The organism is Curtobacterium flaccumfaciens (assembly GCF_051548005.1).
Classification (GTDB): Bacteria; Actinomycetota; Actinomycetes; order Actinomycetales; family Microbacteriaceae; genus Curtobacterium.
The window spans coordinates 1-16,000 of record NZ_JBPUGH010000008.1; the positions used below are offsets into that span (position 1 = coordinate 1).

Here is a 16,000-nt window from a genome sequence, read left to right on the forward strand (position 1 = left end):
GTCGCCGCCCGCGCGCGAGCGGGCGAGCGCCCAGGCGACGACGGCACCGACGGCGAGGCCGAGGACGAGACCGATGACCAGCGCGAGGATCTGCATGACGCGACCCTGGCAGGACCCACCGACACCGCGCCTCCAGGCCGGTGATGCGCACCGACAGGCTCGCGCAACTATGTAATGACATTAGGGCAAACGAGGTGTACAGTCGTGATCGTCCGCCGATGAAGCCGCACGGAAGGTCCATCCCGTCGCATGACGAACGAAGCACCGCACGCCTACGACGTGATCACGATGGGACGCGTCAGCGTCGACGTCTACCCGCAGCAGACCGGCCCCCTCGAGGACGTCACCTCCTTCTCGAAGTCCGTCGGTGGCAGCGCCACGAACGTCGCCATCGCGGCCGCCCGCCACGGTGCGGACACCGCCGTCATCACGCGCACGGGCAACGACCCGTTCGGCCGCTACATCGCCCGCACGCTGCCCGAGTTCGGCGTCGCGAACGACTTCGTCGAGACCGTGGACGGGCTGAACACCCCCGTCGCGTTCTGTGAGATCTTCCCGCCCGACGACTTCCCGCTGTACTTCTACCGGGCGCCGAAGGCACCGGACCTGATGATCACGACGAAGTCCCTCCCGCTGCACGAGATCGAACGAGCCCGGGTGTTCTGGACGACCGTGACGGGGCTCAGCGAGGAGCCGAGCCGGAGCGCCCACCACGCGGCGCTCGAAGCCCGGAGCGCGTCGACGAGCGACACGAAGGCGCACACCGTGCTGGACCTCGACTACCGCTCGATGTTCTGGTCCAACCCCGCCGCCGCCACGCGTGAGGTCGCCGTCGCCCTCGAGCACGCCACCGTCGCCGTCGGCAACCGCGAGGAGTGCGAGGTCGCCGTCGGCGAGACGGACCCGGTGCGGGCGGCGGACGCCCTGCTCGAGCGCGGTGTCGAGATCGCGATCGTCAAGCAGGGGCCGAAGGGCGTCCTGGCGAAGACCCGGGACGAGTTCGTCGAGTTCCGCCCGCACACCATCGACGTCGTGAACGGCCTCGGCTCGGGCGACGGGTTCGGCGGCGCCCTGACGCACGGGTTGCTGCAGGGCTGGGGCCTCGAGCGCATCCTCGCCTTCGCGAACGCCGCCGGCGCGATCGTCGCCACCCGCTTCGAGTGCTCCACGGCGATGCCGACGAGCGACGAGATCGAACGGTTCATCGCGTCGAACCCGGCCGAGAGCGCCACGCACACCACCGCATCGCACACCGAGGAGACGGCCGATGCCTGAGCTCACCACCGACGACTTCCGGCGCCTGCGGGACGTCCGCGCCGCCCAGCCCGACCTCGTGCGGCAGACGCTGCACGGCCGTCGGAAGCGCGACCTGCTCGCGGAGGACGGCAAGCTGTTCATCGTCGCCGCCGACCACCCCGCCCGCGGTGCCCTCGCCGTCCGCGACGACGCGTCCGCGATGGCCGACCGGTACGACCTGCTCGAACGGCTGGTGACGGCCCTCGGCCGGCCCGGCGTCGACGGCGTGCTCGGCACGCCCGACATCATCGAGGACCTCGCACTCCTCGGTGCCCTCGACGACAAGGTCGTCGTCGGTTCGATGAACCGCGGCGGCCTGCGAGGCGCGACCTTCGAGATGGACGACCGCTACACGGCCTACTCGGCACGCGCCATCAAGGACGACGGGCTCGACTTCGCCAAGCTCCTCGTCCGCGTCGCGTTGGAGGACGCCGGCACCGCCCCGACCCTCGAGGCCACCGCACGTGCGGTGAGCGAGGCGGCCGCCCTCCGACTGCCGATCATGCTCGAGCCGTTCATGTCGTCGTGGCGCGACGGCAAGGTCGTGAACGACCTCAGCGCGGAGGCCGTCATCACGTCGATGGCGATCGCCGCAGGGCTGGGGGAGTCCAGCGCCTACAGCTGGCTGAAGATCCCCGTCGTCGACGACATGGAGCGCGTCATGGCCGCGACGACGCTCCCGACGCTGCTGCTCGGCGGCGACCCGGCAGCGCGTCCGCTCGAGACGTACGCGAAGTGGGCCGACGCACTCGCCCTCCCGGGCGTCCGCGGGCTCGTCGTCGGACGCACCCTCCTCTACCCGCCGGACGGCGACGTCGCCGCCGCCGTCGACGTGGCCGCGGGGCTCGTCCACGCGGACGCGTCGGCGGGCGCCGGCGCGGCATCCGTCCACAGCCTGGAGGCCCGGGTCGGGTCGTCCACAGATCCTCGCGACCGCGACACGCGGCTCGCCGACGCCACCACCATGGACTCGTCCATCCCGGAAGGAAGCAACGCATGACCACCACGGAGCAGACCACCACGACGGTCGGGCACTGGATCGACGGCGCGCACGTCGCCTCCGCGTCCGGCAACACCGCTCCCGTGTTCGACCCGGCGTTGGGCGTCGCCACGAAGCAGGTCGCCCTCGCGAGCGAGGACGAGATCCAGGCGGCCATCGCGAGTGCCAAGGCGGCGTTCCCGGCGTGGAGCAACCTGTCGCTGTCGAAGCGGCAGCAGATCCTGTTCGCGTTCCGGGAGATCCTCAACCGCGACAAGGCCGAGCTCGCCGAGATCATCACGAGCGAGCACGGCAAGGTCCTCGACGACGCGCTCGGTGAGATCGCCCGCGGGCAGGAGGTCGTGGAGCTCGCGACGAACATCCCGTCGCTGATGAAGGGCGAGTTCTCCGACCAGGTCTCGACCGGCATCGACGTGTACTCGATCCGGCAGCCGCTCGGTGTCGTGGGGATCATCTCGCCGTTCAACTTCCCGGCGATGGTGCCGCTGTGGTTCCTGCCGATCGCGATCGCGGCCGGCAACACCGTGGTGCTCAAGCCGAGCGAGAAGGACCCGTCCGCTGCGATCTGGTTGGCCTCGAAGTTCACGGAAGCGGGCCTGCCGGACGGCGTGTTCAACGTGCTGAACGGCGACAAGCTGAGCGTCGACGGGCTGCTGACGAGCCCGGACGTCGAGTCGATCTCGTTCGTCGGGTCGACGCCGATCGCGCAGTACGTGTACGAGACGGGCACGAAGCACGGCAAGCGTGTGCAGGCCCTCGGCGGTGCGAAGAACCACATGCTGGTGCTGCCGGACGCCGACCTGGACCTCGTCGCGGACAACGCCATCAACGCCGGCTTCGGTTCCGCGGGTGAGCGGTGCATGGCGATCTCGGTCGTCGTCGCGGTCGAGCCGGTCGCGGACGAGCTCATCGAGAAGATCACGGAGCGTGCTGCGACGCTGCGCATCGGTGACGGGCGTCGCGGGTGCGACATGGGTCCGCTGGTGACGAAGCAGCACCGCGACAAGGTCGCCTCGTACATCGAGGTCGCAGAGCAGGACGGTGCGGTGGTCGTGGTGGACGGCCGCACCGTCCGACCCGACGGCGACGAGAACGGCTTCTGGCTCGGCCCGACGCTCATCGACCGGGTCCCGACGACGAGCCGCGTCTACACCGAGGAGATCTTCGGCCCGGTCCTCTCCGTCGTCCGCGTGCAGTCCTACGAGGAGGGCCTCGAGCTCATCAACTCCGGGGCGTTCGGCAACGGCACGGCGATCTTCACGAACGACGGCGGTGCCGCTCGCCGGTTCCAGCGTGACGTGCAGGTCGGCATGATCGGCATCAACGTCCCGATCCCGGTCCCGGTGGCCTACTACTCGTTCGGCGGGTGGAAGAACTCGCTGTTTGGCGACCACAAGGCGTACGGCGCGGACGGCGTGTCCTTCTTCACCCGGCAGAAGGCCATCACCTCGCGCTGGTTGGACCCGTCCCACGGCGGCATCAACCTCGGCTTCCCGTCGAACGGCTGACGCACCCGATGACGAACGACAACTGGTTCATCCCCGCCGGAACCCGCCCCGAGGCGGGCTGGACGGACGTGGTGGACGGACGGATCGCGGGGTGGACGCACACCGGCCTGCGGACCGGCACCCTCCGTGACGGGGGCGAGCTGCGCCTCCCGGCCGATGCCGTGGAACGCCTGGTCGTGCCGCTCGCCGGCAGCTTCACCGTGTCGTACGACGGCACCACGCAGGTCCTCGACGGCCGTTCCGGTGTCTTCGAGGGACCGACGGACGTCCTCTACCTCGGGTCCGGGACCGCCGCGACGATCACCGGTGACGGTCGGTTCGCCGTGGCGGAAGCTCCAACCGACACCGTCAAGCCGAGCACGTACGTCGCCCGGCAGGACGTCCCGGTGGAGCTCCGCGGCGCCGGGCAGTCGAGCCGACAGGTGCACAACTTCGGCACCCCGGCGGCGCTCGACGCGGCGAAGTTCATCGTGTGCGAGGTGATCACGCCGGCCGGCAACTGGTCGTCGTACCCGCCGCACAAGCACGACACGAACGTCCCCGGGGCGGAGTCGAACCTCGAGGAGATCTACTACTACGAGTCCGCGGTCGCGCGCGACGTCGTCGCACGCGGGATCGCGGTCCCGGCCGAGGCCGACCCGTTCGCGCTGCACCGCACGTACGCGTCCGACGACCGCGAGATCGACGAGTTCCGGCAGGTCCGCACGGGCGACATCGCCCTCGTCCCGCACGGGTGGCACGGGCCCGCGGTCGCCGCGCCCGGCTACGACATGTACTACCTCAACGTGATGGCCGGGCCGGACCCGGAACGCGTCTGGAACATCACCGACGACCCGGCCCACGGCTGGGTCCGTCAGGCATGGGCGAGCGAGCAGCTCGACCCGCGCCTGCCCTACGAGAAGGAGAACGTCCGATGACCACGCAGCGCCAGCCAGGCGAGACGCGTCGGATGACCGTCGGCCAGGCGCTCGTCGAGTTCCTGGCGAACCAGTGGACCGTCGACGGCGACGTCCGTGAGCGCACCATCCCGGGGATCTTCGGCATCTTCGGCCACGGCAACGTCGCCGGGCTCGGACAGGCGATCAAGCAGCTCCACGTCGAGCAGCCCGGTCTGCTGCCGTACCACCAGGCGCGCAACGAGCAGGCGATGGTGCACGAGGCCGTCGGGTACGCGCGCATGCACCGCCGTCGCGCGACCTTCGCCTCGACGGCCTCGGTGGGCCCCGGTGCCGCGAACATGCTCACGGCGGCAGCACTCGCGACGACGAACCGTCTCCCGGCGCTGCTGCTGCCGTCGGACACCTTCGCCACCCGGACGACCGATCCGGTGCTGCAGCAGATCGAGATGCCGCACGACACCTCGCTGCAGGTCACCGACGCGTTCCGGCCGCTGTCGCGCTTCTTCGACCGGGTCGAACGGCCCGAGCAGCTGTTCTCGATCGCCCTCGCCGCGATGCGCGTCCTCACCGATCCGGCCGAGACCGGTGCCGTCACGATCGCGCTGCCGGAGGACGTGCAGGCCGAGGCGCTCGACGTCCCGGTGTCGTTCCTGCAGCCGCGCGAGTGGCACATCCGCCGTCCGCTGCCCGAGCACGGCCCCCTGGCTCGTGCGGTGTCGGCGATCCGTTCGGCGAAGCGTCCGGTCATCGTCGCCGGCGGCGGCGTGCTGTACTCCGACGCGTCGGAGCAGCTCGCCGCCTTCGTCGAGGCGACGGGCATCCCCGTCGGGACCTCCCAGGCCGGCGGCGGCTCGCTCGTCTGGGACCACCCGCAGTACCTCGGCGGGGTCGGTGCGACGGGCACCGCGGCCGCGAACGCCATCGCCGCGCAGGCCGACGTCGTCATCGGCATCGGCACGCGGTACAGCGACTTCACGACGGCGTCGCGGACCGCGTTCCAGAACCCCGACGTGACGTTCGTCAACGTCAACGTCGCTGCGTTCGACGCCTACAAGCACGGCACGCAGCTGCCGCTGATCGCGGACGCCCGGGAGGCCCTGGTCGCCTTGACCGCGGCGCTCACGACCGACTCGTCCCACGCCGTCGACGCCGGCTACGCGGCCGAGATCGCCCAGCGGAAGCAGGAGTGGGACGCCGTGGTCGACGCAGCCTTCGCGCCGTCCGGACTCGCGGTCCCCGGGCAGTCGGAGATCATCGGCGCGGTGCAGGCCGCGACCGACCCGCGTGACGTCGTGATCCAGGCGGCCGGGTCCCTGCCGGGCGACCTCCACAAGCTCTGGCGGGTGCGGGACGACCTCGGCTACCACGTCGAGTACGCGTTCTCGTGCATGGGCTACGAGATCGCCGGCGGCATCGGCGTCCGTCGCGGAGCCCCGGACCGCGACGCGATCGTCATGGTCGGCGACGGCTCGTACCTCATGCTCCACACCGAGCTCGTGACGGCCGTCGCCGAGGGCATCAAGATCGTCGTCGTCCTCATCCAGAACAACGGCTACGCGTCGATCGGGCACCTGTCCGAGACCGTCGGGTCCGAGCGGTACGGCACGAAGTACCGTTACCTCGACGAGACCGGTTCGTTCGAGAACGACGAGGTGCTCCCCGTCGACCTCGCCGCGAACGCCCGCTCCTACGGCGTCGACGTGATCGAGGTCCAGCCGGGGCCGGACGCGATCGCCGACCTCACGGCAGCGGTGCGGCAGGCCAAGGCGAACGACCACACCACGCTCGTGCACGTGCACTCCGACCCGCTCGTCTACGCCCCCGAGGGCGACGGCTGGTGGGACGTCCCGGTCGCTCAGACCTCGACCCTCCCGAGCACCCAGCAGGCCCGCGCCGAGTACGAGCAGCAGGTCGCGGTCCAGCGGCCCCTGCTCGGCTGAACCACCTCCACCCCAAGAAGGACGACGACGTCATGACCGACACCGCCACCGCCACCGACGCGATCCGCATCGGCACCGCTCCCGACTCCTGGGGCGTCTGGTTCCCGGACGACCCGAAGCAGGTGCCGTGGCAGCGCTTCCTCGACGAAGCCGCCGCCGCCGGGTACCGGTGGATCGAGCTCGGCCCCTACGGGTACCTGCCGACCGATCCGTCGCAGCTGTCCGACGAGCTCGAGTCCCGCGGGCTCAAGCTCTCGGCGGGCACGGTCTTCACCGGCTTCCACAAGGGCGACGACCAGTTCCAGCGGGCCTGGGACCAGGCGGTCGCGGTCGCGGGACTCGCGTCGAAGCTCGGCGCCGAGCACCTCGTCACGATCCCGGACCTCTGGCGTTCGGACGCCACGGAGGAGGTCCTCGAGTCCCGCACACTGACCGACGAGCAGTGGGAACGACTCGGCAAGGGGCACGACCAGCTCGGCAAGGCGCTCCTCGAGGAGTTCGGCGTCCACCAGCAGTTCCACACCCACGCGGACAGCCACGTCGGCACGTACCGAGAGACCGTCCGCTTCCTCGAGGTCACCGACCCGCGGTACACGAACCTCTGCCTCGACACCGGGCACTTCGCCTACTACGGCGGCGACAACCTCCGGATGATCGCCGAGCACCCGGAGCGCATCGGCTACCTGCACCTCAAGCAGGTCGACACCGAGCTGCTCTTCGACGTGCTGAAGAACGACGTGCCGTTCGCCACCGCGGTCGCGCAGGGGATCATGACCGAGCCGCCGCACGGCACCCCCGAACTCGCTCCGATCATCGAGGCCGTCGCGAAGATCAACCCGGACGTCTTCGGCATCGTCGAGCAGGACATGTACGGCTGCTCCGTCGACGCCCCCGGCCCGATCGCAGAGCGAACCTTCCAGCACATCTTCGGCTCCACCTCGGCCGCACGCGTCTCGTAGCAGCGCCGTCCACCACCAGTCGTCCAACCAGGAGAACCCCATGAGCACCACCGAGAACCTCCGCGTCGCCGTCGTCGGTGCCGGCGCGATGGGCAGCGACCACGTCCGTCGCATCACGTCCACCATCGCCGGCGCGGACGTCGTCGCCATCGTCGACCCGGACACGGCGCGCGCCACGGCCGCCGCCGAGAAGGCTCCCGGCGCGATCACCGCCGCATCGTTCGAGGACGCCCTCGACGCCACACCGATCGACGCCGTCATCGTCGCGACGCCGGGCTTCCTCCACGAACCGGTCCTCCTCCCGGCGATCGAGCGCGGTCTCGCCGTGCTCTGCGAGAAGCCCCTCACCACGAGTGCCGAGGACTCGCTCCGCATCGTCGAGCTCGAGCAGGCGACGTCCGACCGCCCGCGGATCCAGGTCGGGTTCATGCGTCGGTTCGACAAGGGCTACCAGGAGCTCAAGGCCCTCCGCGAGTCCGGCGCGAACGGTGCCCTGCTCGCCCTGCACCACGCGCACCGCAACCCGACGACGCCGCCGAACTTCAGCGAGTCGATGCTCATCCACGACTCCGTGATCCACGAGATCGACATCATCCCGTTCCTCACCGGCGAGCCGATCGTGTCGGTCGAGGTGAAGAAGCCGCGGAAGAACTCGCTCGCCCCGGCGGACCTGCCCGAGCCGCAGTTCGTGCTGTTCACCACCGCGTCGGGCACGATGGCGATCGTCGAGATCAACGTCAACGCGCAGTTCGGGTACCAGGTGACGACCGACGCCGTGTTCGAGTCGGGCGTCGCGTACATCGGACGGGAGACGGCGATGAACGTCGTGTCCGCCGGTGTCTCGGGCCAGGGTGTCACGCCGTCCTTCGTCGAGCGGTTCGGCGCTGCCTACGACGAAGAGGTCCAGCGCTGGGTCGACGCCGCACGCGCCGGCGGGATCGACGGGCCGAGCGCGTGGGACGGCTACACGGCGTCCGTCGTCGCCGAGGTCGCGGTCCGTGCCCAGCAGAGCGGCGCGCTGGAGCAGGTGACCTACGCCACCGCGAAGCCCGCCTTCTACGAGACCGCAACCGGTGCCACCGCCGGGGCGCTCGCCGGGGCCTGACGCATGCCGAAGATCGCCCTCGACCCGACGCCGTTCCACCACGACCTGTCGCTGCTCGAGTTCCCGCGGAAGGTCGCCGACCTCGGCTACGAGTACCTGCAGCTGACGCCGCACAAGGACTTCATCCCCTTCTACACACACCCGAAGGCCGACGACGACCTCGTCGACGCGTTCGCGGCCGCGAGCCGTGACGCCGGCGTCCAGGTCGCCAGCGTGCTGCCGGTGCTCCGCTGGTCGGGTCCCGACCGGGAGACCCGCGAGGCCGCGGTCAAGAAGTGGAAGCGCGTCATCGAGATCACGAAGCGCCTCGGTGTGGACACCATCAACACGGAGTTCTCCGGACGCCCGGAGCGCGCCGAGGAGTCCGAGGACCAGTTCTACTGGGCCATGGAGGAGCTCCTGCCGATCATCGAGGCGTCGGACATCCGCGTGCTCATCGACCCGCACCCCGACGACTTCGTCGAGGACGGGCTCGAGGCGCTCCGGGTGATCCGCGGGCTCAACTCGAAGCGCATCGGGTTCGTCTACGTCGCGTGCCACACGTTCCACTACGGCGGCAACATGGACGAGATCATCGACGCCGCGGGCGACTCGCTGCAGCTCGTGCACGTCGCGGACGCGTACGACCACCGCCGGTCGCACGGTCTCCGGTACATCTCGAACCCGCCCGGCAACACGGCGCGCGTGCACCAGCACCTGCCGGTCGGGCAGGCCGACGTCGACTTCGACGCGTTCTGGGCGGCGCTCGACCGCGTCGGCTTCTCCGCTCGGGCGGACACGGTCGCGGTCTCGAGCGTCTTCGCCGAGGACGAGAACGCCGACGAGGTGTCGCGGTACCAGCTCGACGCCATCACGAAAGGACTGAACCGATGACGACTGCCCTCGAGACCCCGACGTCCAGTGGCACCGATGTGCGACCCGTCACGCTGCAGGCCGCCTCGCAGACCGCCACGGCGCTGTGGAACGACTCGGCGGACCCGCGCGAGCTCTCCACCGCGATCCACGAGTACGGCGCGGTCGGCGCGACCTGCAACCCGGTGATCGCGTTCACGTGCATCCAGCAGGACCCGGAGCGATGGGTGCCCCGCATCCGCGAGATCGCCGCGGAGCACCCGACCGCGGGGGAGTCCTGGATCGGCTGGAAGGCGGTCGAGGAGCTCTCGATCGCCGCGGCCGAGCAGCTGCTGCCCGCGTTCGAGGCGTCCGGCGGGCGCAACGGTCGACTCAGCATGCAGACCGATCCGCGGTTGCACCGTGACCGGGACGCGCTGGTCGAGCAGGCCGTGCGGTTCTCCGGGCTCGCGCCGAACATCATCGTGAAGATCCCCGCCACGAAGGTCGGCATCGCCGCGATCGAGGAAGCGGCGTACCGCGGTGTCTCGATCAACGCGACGGTGTCGTTCACGGTGCCGCAGGTCGTCGCAGTGGGGGAGGCGATCGAGCGCGCCCTCGACCGCCGGGCCGCCGACGGGCTGCCGGAGCAGGAGTTCGGCCACGTCGTCACGCTCATGGCCGGCCGCTTCGACGACTGGCTGAAGACGGTCGTCAAGCGCGACCACGTCATGGTCGACCCGGGCATCCTCGAGTGGGCCGGGGTCGCAGCGGTGAAGAACGCCTACCGGGTGTTCCAGGAGCGTGGCTTCCGCTCACGTGTGCTCGTCGCGGCGTTCCGGAACCCGCTGCAGTGGTCCGAGTTCCAGGGCGGAGACCTCGTGGTCTCGCCGCCGTTCCAGTGGTCGAAGGACATCAACGACAACGCGTTCCCGTGGCGTCCGGACGCGATCGACGACGAGGTGCCGGCCGAGGTCATCGCGGCGCTCCGTGCGGCGACGCCCGAGTTCGCCCGCGGCTACGACGTCGACGGCATGACGATCGACGAGTTCGACCGTTTCGGTGCCACGGTGACGACGCTCCGGCAGTTCCTCGACGCCGACGCGAAGCTCGACGCCCTGGTCCGCGACATCATCGTCCCCGCCGCGTGAACGCCGCCACGGACACGCTCGGGGTCGGGCTCGTCTCCGTCGGCTGGATGGGTCGGTTGCACTCGCGTGCCTACCGTGCGCTGCCGGACCACTTCCCGGAGCTCGGCGTGCAGCCCCGGCTCGTCGTCGCCGCCGACCCGATCGAGGCCGCTCGCGACCAGGCCACCGCCCGGCTCGGCTACGAGCGTGCCGTCGCGGACTTCCACGAGGTGCTCGCCGATCCCGAGGTCGACGTCGTGTCGATCTGCGCGCCGAACTTCCTGCACCGTGAGGTCGCGGTCGCCGCGGCGGAGGCCGGCAAGCCGTTCTGGATCGAGAAGCCGATGGGGCGCTCCGCCAGCGACTCCCGGCAGATCCACGACGCGGTCCGGTCGGCCGGGGTCATCACGAGCGTCGGCTTCAACTACCGGCACGCTCCGGCGATCCAACGTGCACGCGAGCTCGTCCGGAGCGGGCGGCTCGGGACGATCACGAACGTCCGCGGGTCGCTCCTCGCCGACTACTCCTCCGACCCGGATGCCCCGCTGACCTGGCGCTTCGAACGCGAACGGGCGGGGTCCGGGGTCCTCGGCGACCTGCTCTCGCACGGGCTCGACCTCGCGCAGTACGTGGTGGGTCGGATCGCGAGCGTGACCGCCCTCGCGGAGACGTTCATCGAGACACGGCCCCGGCCCGGCCAGGGGATCGTCGACCGCACGGCTGCCGCCACCGGTGAGCACGGTCCCGTGGAGAACGAGGACTACGCCGCGCTGCTGTTCCGCTTCGAGGACGGCGCGGTCGGCACGATGGACTCGAGTCGTGTGATGCGCGGCCCGCACGCCGAGTACGCGCTCGAGGTCTACGGGACGAAGGGCTCGGTGCGTTGGGACTTCCAGCGCCTCAACGAGCTCCAGGTCTTCCTCGACGGCCAAGAGGTGCCCGGGTACGCCACCCACTTCGTCTCGCCCGGTGACGGCGAGTTCGCGCGCTTCCAGCCGGGAGCGGGCACGGCCATGGGCTACGACGACCTCAAGACGATCGAGGCCGCACAGTTCGTGGCGAGCGTGCAGCGCGGGGAGCAGCTCGCTCCGTCGGTCGCCGACGGACTGGCGGCCGCGAGCATCGTCGAAGCGGCCGAGGCGTCGCTCCGCGACGGTGCCTGGCACGAGGTCGCCCGCGTCGACGGGCCGCTGACGTACCCCGCGGCGACCCCCGTGCTGTAGTCGCACCGACAGGCGGGCTGGAGGCGCGGTGCAGGCTGGCACCGCGCCTCCTGTCCGTTCCTGCTTGTCACGACGAGGCACAATTGTTAGATTGTCCTAACAAAGCCCTTACCGTTGGAGAAATCATGCCGCTCGTCCGTATCGACCTCACCACCGGGCGCACCCCCGAGGCCGTCCGAGCCATCGCCGACGCGGTCCACGGCGCCATCGTCGACGAGTACGGCATCCCGGAGCGCGACCGCTTCCAGGTCATCACCGAGCACCCGGCGCAGCAGATCATCGCCGAGGACGCCGGGCTCGGGTTCGACCGCTCCGAGGGCGTCGTGATGATCCAAGTGTTCACGCAGCGGGGGCGCACTTCCGAGGCGAAGCAGGCGCTCTACGCCGCCGTGCACGACCGTCTCGCCGAGGTCGGCGTCGCGAGCGAGGACGTCTTCATCGGCTACGTCGAGAACGGGCCGGAGGACTGGTCGTTCGGCTTCGGTCGCGCGCAGTACGTCACCGGCGAGCTCGACGTCCCGTCGGCCTGACGGGGCTCCCGGGTGACACAACGAGCGGGCATCTCCAGTCACGCTCGCCGATCCCGAGCGACACCTTCCGCCCGCTCGGCAAGGCGCGCGCGGCGTGATGTGCCCGGTCGCGAGTCCGGAGCCGCGCCTACTTGTCGACGAGCGTGACCTCGAACGAGTAACGGTCCGGCCGGTAGCAGTGCACCCCGTACTCGACCGCTCGCCCGGATGCGTCGTACGCGGTCCGGCTCATCGTCAGCACGGGGTCGCCGTCCTCGATCTCGAGCAGCGACGCCTCGTCGTCGGTGACCGCCCGGGCGCCGATCCGCTGCTTCGCGACCCGCATCGTCACCCCGCGTCCGCGGAGCAGTTGGTAGAGGCCGTGCGCCGCGAGGTCCTCGTCGGTGATGTCGCCGAACTCCGGCGGGAGGAAGTTCTCGAGGATCGCCATCGGCACGTCCTCCGCGAACCGGACCCGGCGGATGTGCGGGACGACCGTGCCGGGCTCCACCCCGAGCGCTTCGGCCACCGCGTCCGTCGCGGGGACGTCGTCGCGGACGAGGAGCTTCGTCGTCGGCGCCTGGGATCCCTGCGCGAGGTCGTCGTAGAGGCTCGTCAGCTCGACCTTGCGCGTGACCGGGCCGTGCACGACCTGCGTGCCGATGCCGCGACGGCGCACGAGCAGACCCTTGTCGACGAGGTCCTGGATGGCGCGTCGGATCGTCGGCCGGGACAGTCCGAGGCGTTCACCGAGCGCGATCTCGTTCTCGAGCCGGGCGCCCGGAGGCATCGCGCCGGAGCGGATGGCCTCCTCGATGCGGGACGCGACCTGGAAGTAGAGGGGCATGGGACCCGACCGGTCCAGGTCCATGAACAGGTCGGACGGCAGCTGGCCTTCGTTGGTCATCGCGGTCCTTCGGGGAGATCGTGCGCGGCACCGCTGCCGCCAGGGATTGTCGTGACAATACCACCGGGCCCCGTCGGCTCCGGGGACGCCGATCCGTCGAACTCCTGACCCGTCGGGCTCCCGACCGTACTGCTCAGTCCGAGAACACCATCGGCCGACGGGAGAGCTTCGGCTGCGGTGTGGCCGCCCGGGGCTTCTCCTCACGCGGGCGCACCGGGGACAGGTGCACGCGGGTCGCGGCACCCAGGGCCTCGACGGTGTCCGTGCGGTGGACTTCGGCGGCGTGCACGACGATCGCCGCGCAGGCCTCGGCGTCGGCGGCGGCGTCGTGGTGCGCGAAGCCGACGTGCCCCGCGGCCCGTGCAGCCATCGGCAGTCGGTAGGAGTCGAGCGTGTAGGTCTTCCGTGCGACCTGCAGTGAGCACAGCGCGTGGTGCTCGGCCAGCGGGGTCCCGGTGGCGGCGCACCCGCCGGCGATGACGCCCATGTCGAAGCGTGCGTTGTGCGCGACCAGCACGTCACCGTCGGCGAACGCCACGATGTCGGCGTACTGCTCCGCCCAGCCCTTGGCACCGACGACGTCCGACGCGACGATGCCGTGGATGCGGGTGTTCCACTCGAGGAAGGTGTCGTGCCCGACCGGTGGCTGGATGAACCACGAGGCGCGCTCGACGACTCGGCCGGCGCGGATCTTCACGAGCCCGACGGAGCACGCGCTCGCGGGGGAGCTGTTCGCGGTCTCGAAGTCGATCGCGGTGAAGTTCAACGGCACGCATCCGATCGTCGCACGGGGCTCCGACATCGACTGCGTGCGGCCCCGGCGTTGCGCCCGGAACGCGCGCAGCCCGGAACGCACAGCCCGGAACGCGCAGCCCGGAACGCGCAGCCCGGAACGCGTGGGCCGGAGTGCGCAGCAAGGAACGCGCAGGCCCCTCAGCCCCGCCGCAGCCCCTCGTCCACCCGCTCCAGCAGGGCCAGGGCCTCCGCGGTCCCGTCCTCGTCCCCGCCGAGTGCCGCCCTGAGCTTCGCCACCCAGTGCGCGTGCAGTCGTCCGATGCTCGCCGCGGCGAGTTCCGTCGGGAGCAGCTGCACCGTCCGGGCATCGGACGGGTGTGGTCGGCGCTCGACCATCCCCTTGGCGACGAGGGAACGGAGCGCTGCGCTGAGGTTGCTGCGTCGCAGACCGGTGGCGTCGGCGGTGGCGCTCGGCGAGGTGCCCGGGTTCCGGTCGACCCAGCGCATGACGAGGGCCTCGGTGCCGGTGAGCGGCACGATGTCGAGCGGGTCGCCGCCGTGCGGGTCGATCTCGCGCGAGATCCGCAGCACGACGTCCGCGAGCTCGGCGAGCTGGGCGTCGGACACCGGGGAGCGCATGGTCGTACTGTACCGATCCTCGACCATCAGTTATGCTTTCATAACAATGACCACCGACACCGGAACCGTCCGCGCGCACACCGCGTCACCCTCGACCACGCGGCAGGGCATCACCGCCGCGCTGCTGCTCGTCCTCGGCCTGCTCAGCGCCGTCGCCCCCTTCGCCACCGACCTCTACCTGCCCGCGTTCCCGCGCATGACCACCGACCTCGGGGCGAGCGCCACCGCCGTGCAGCTCACCCTCACCGCGTTCCTCGTCGGGGTCACCGCCGGCCAGCTCGTCTTCGGCCCCCTCTCGGACCGCTTCGGCCGCGTCCCACCGCTCGTCGCCGGCGCCGCGCTGTGCGTGCTCGCGAGCGTCGCCGCGGTGTTCGCGCCGAACATCGGCATCCTCATCGTCGCCCGCCTGCTGCAGGGCCTCGGCGGAGCGGCCGGCATGGTGATCAGCCGCGCCGTGATCTCCGACCTCGCCACCGGCACGGCCGCAGCCCGCGCGTTCTCGCTCATGATGATCGTCGGCGGCGTGGCGCCCGTCGTGGCCCCGCTGCTCGGCGGTCTCCTCACCGGTCCGATCGGCTGGCGCGGACTGCTGACGATCGTCCTCGGGCTGTCGGTCGTCATGCTGATCGCCGTGCTCGCCGTCGTCCGTGAGACCCACGTGCGAGAACGCCGCGACGCGCTCCGAGCGGAACGGCAGGGGACCGGCTCCGGCCTCCGTGCACTGCGGTCCCGCGCCTTCCTCGCGAACACCGCCGTGTTCGGCTTCGCGTTCGCCGTGATGATGGCGTACATCTCCGCGTCGCCGTTCCTCTACCAGGACATGATCGGGTTCGGCACGGTCGGCTACGGCCTCGCGTTCGGGTGCAACGCCCTCGCGCTCATGGGAGTCAGCATCCTGTCCGCGAAGCTCACCGCGACGCGGTCGGTCGCAGGCGTCCTCGGCCTCGGGATCGTGCTCGTGCTCGCGTCGACCGTCGTGTTCGGGATCCTCGTGGCCGTCGCGGCACCGGCGATCTTGCTCGCCGTCCCGCTCTTCACCGCGGTCGGCTCGCTCGGCCTGGTGCTCGGCAACGCGACCGCGCTGGCGCTCGGTGCCGTGCCCGCCGCCGCCGGGAGCGCGTCGGCCGTCCTCGGAGCGCTGCAGTTCGGGCTCGCGGCCCTCGTGTCGCCGCTCGTCAGCATCGGCGGGTCGACGACAGCCGCTCCGCTCGCCGTGGTCATGCTCGCCGCGGCCGTCGTCGCCCTCGTCGCGCTGCTCGTCGCACGCGGCCCCCGGACCTGAGCGGCAGGGAAGCCGGGCCGACGCGGTGGTGAGCCGG

15 protein-coding genes are annotated in these 16,000 nt (G+C 70.8%); 12 read left to right on the plus strand and 3 right to left on the minus strand.

Annotated features, from left to right (window positions below):
- The first annotated feature begins 249 nt into the window (after positions 1–249).
- From iolC to ACSW7Y_RS02275, 11 genes are all read left to right on the plus strand, one after another.
- Positions 250–1,275, plus strand: coding sequence for a 5-dehydro-2-deoxygluconokinase (gene iolC, locus ACSW7Y_RS02225; RefSeq protein ID WP_438124720.1), 1,026 nt, complete (start codon positions 250–252; stop codon positions 1,273–1,275).
- Complete coding sequence (locus tag ACSW7Y_RS02230) at positions 1,268–2,296, plus strand: class I fructose-bisphosphate aldolase (RefSeq protein ID WP_438124721.1); 1,029 nt, start codon at positions 1,268–1,270, stop codon at positions 2,294–2,296. Before iolC ends, ACSW7Y_RS02230 begins: the two co-directional genes overlap by 8 nt.
- Positions 2,293–3,804 carry a CoA-acylating methylmalonate-semialdehyde dehydrogenase gene (locus ACSW7Y_RS02235; protein WP_438124722.1) on the plus strand — a complete coding sequence of 504 codons (1,512 nt, stop codon included), beginning with the start codon at positions 2,293–2,295 and terminating at the stop codon, positions 3,802–3,804. Before ACSW7Y_RS02230 ends, ACSW7Y_RS02235 begins: the two co-directional genes overlap by 4 nt.
- A gap of 8 nt (positions 3,805–3,812) precedes the next feature.
- Entirely contained in the window at positions 3,813–4,721 is a 909-nt protein-coding gene (iolB, locus tag ACSW7Y_RS02240) for a 5-deoxy-glucuronate isomerase (protein WP_438124723.1), read from the plus strand.
- Positions 4,718–6,643, plus strand: a complete 1,926-nt coding sequence (gene iolD / locus ACSW7Y_RS02245) for a 3D-(3,5/4)-trihydroxycyclohexane-1,2-dione acylhydrolase (decyclizing) (protein WP_438124724.1) — start codon at positions 4,718–4,720, stop codon at positions 6,641–6,643. Before iolB ends, iolD begins: the two co-directional genes overlap by 4 nt.
- A gap of 32 nt (positions 6,644–6,675) precedes the next feature.
- Positions 6,676–7,602, plus strand: a complete 927-nt coding sequence (locus ACSW7Y_RS02250; protein ID WP_438124725.1) for a sugar phosphate isomerase/epimerase family protein — start codon at positions 6,676–6,678, stop codon at positions 7,600–7,602.
- Positions 7,603–7,642: 40 nt separating this feature from the next.
- The gene (locus ACSW7Y_RS02255) at positions 7,643–8,707 is read left to right on the plus strand and encodes a Gfo/Idh/MocA family protein (RefSeq protein ID WP_438124726.1); all 1,065 of its coding nucleotides are present in this window, start codon (positions 7,643–7,645) and stop codon (positions 8,705–8,707) included.
- 3 nt (positions 8,708–8,710) lie between these two features.
- Positions 8,711–9,580: a sugar phosphate isomerase/epimerase family protein gene (locus tag ACSW7Y_RS02260; RefSeq protein WP_438124727.1), complete on the plus strand. Its 870-nt coding sequence runs from the start codon at positions 8,711–8,713 to the stop codon at positions 9,578–9,580.
- Positions 9,577–10,689 (plus strand): transaldolase family protein, encoded by a 1,113-nt coding sequence (locus ACSW7Y_RS02265; protein ID WP_438124728.1) that lies wholly within the window; start codon positions 9,577–9,579, stop codon positions 10,687–10,689. Before ACSW7Y_RS02260 ends, ACSW7Y_RS02265 begins: the two co-directional genes overlap by 4 nt.
- The gene (locus tag ACSW7Y_RS02270) at positions 10,686–11,891 is read left to right on the plus strand and encodes a Gfo/Idh/MocA family protein (protein WP_438124729.1); all 1,206 of its coding nucleotides are present in this window, start codon (positions 10,686–10,688) and stop codon (positions 11,889–11,891) included. The genes ACSW7Y_RS02265 and ACSW7Y_RS02270 overlap by 4 nt, the downstream gene beginning before the upstream one ends.
- Positions 11,892–12,016: 125 nt before the next feature.
- Entirely contained in the window at positions 12,017–12,421 is a 405-nt protein-coding gene (locus ACSW7Y_RS02275) for a tautomerase family protein (protein WP_438124730.1), read from the plus strand.
- A gap of 127 nt (positions 12,422–12,548) precedes the next feature.
- On the opposite strand, the gene ACSW7Y_RS02280 is transcribed toward ACSW7Y_RS02275, so the two are convergent.
- The 3 genes from ACSW7Y_RS02280 to ACSW7Y_RS02290 form a co-directional block, all read right to left on the minus strand.
- Complete coding sequence (locus ACSW7Y_RS02280; RefSeq protein WP_438124731.1) at positions 12,549–13,307, minus strand: GntR family transcriptional regulator; 759 nt, start codon at positions 13,305–13,307, stop codon at positions 12,549–12,551.
- A 133-nt stretch (positions 13,308–13,440) separates the two neighbouring features.
- The gene (locus ACSW7Y_RS02285; RefSeq protein ID WP_438124732.1) at positions 13,441–14,079 is read right to left on the minus strand and encodes an exonuclease domain-containing protein; all 639 of its coding nucleotides are present in this window, start codon (positions 14,077–14,079) and stop codon (positions 13,441–13,443) included.
- 161 nt (positions 14,080–14,240) lie between these two features.
- A complete protein-coding gene (locus ACSW7Y_RS02290) occupies positions 14,241–14,681 on the minus strand; it encodes a MarR family winged helix-turn-helix transcriptional regulator (RefSeq protein ID WP_438124733.1) in 441 nt (146 codons plus the stop codon).
- Positions 14,682–14,727: 46 nt separating this feature from the next.
- On the opposite strand from ACSW7Y_RS02290, the gene ACSW7Y_RS02295 reads away from it, so the two are divergent.
- Complete coding sequence (locus ACSW7Y_RS02295) at positions 14,728–15,963, plus strand: multidrug effflux MFS transporter (protein ID WP_438124734.1); 1,236 nt, start codon at positions 14,728–14,730, stop codon at positions 15,961–15,963.
- Positions 15,964–16,000: the final 37 nt, after the last annotated feature.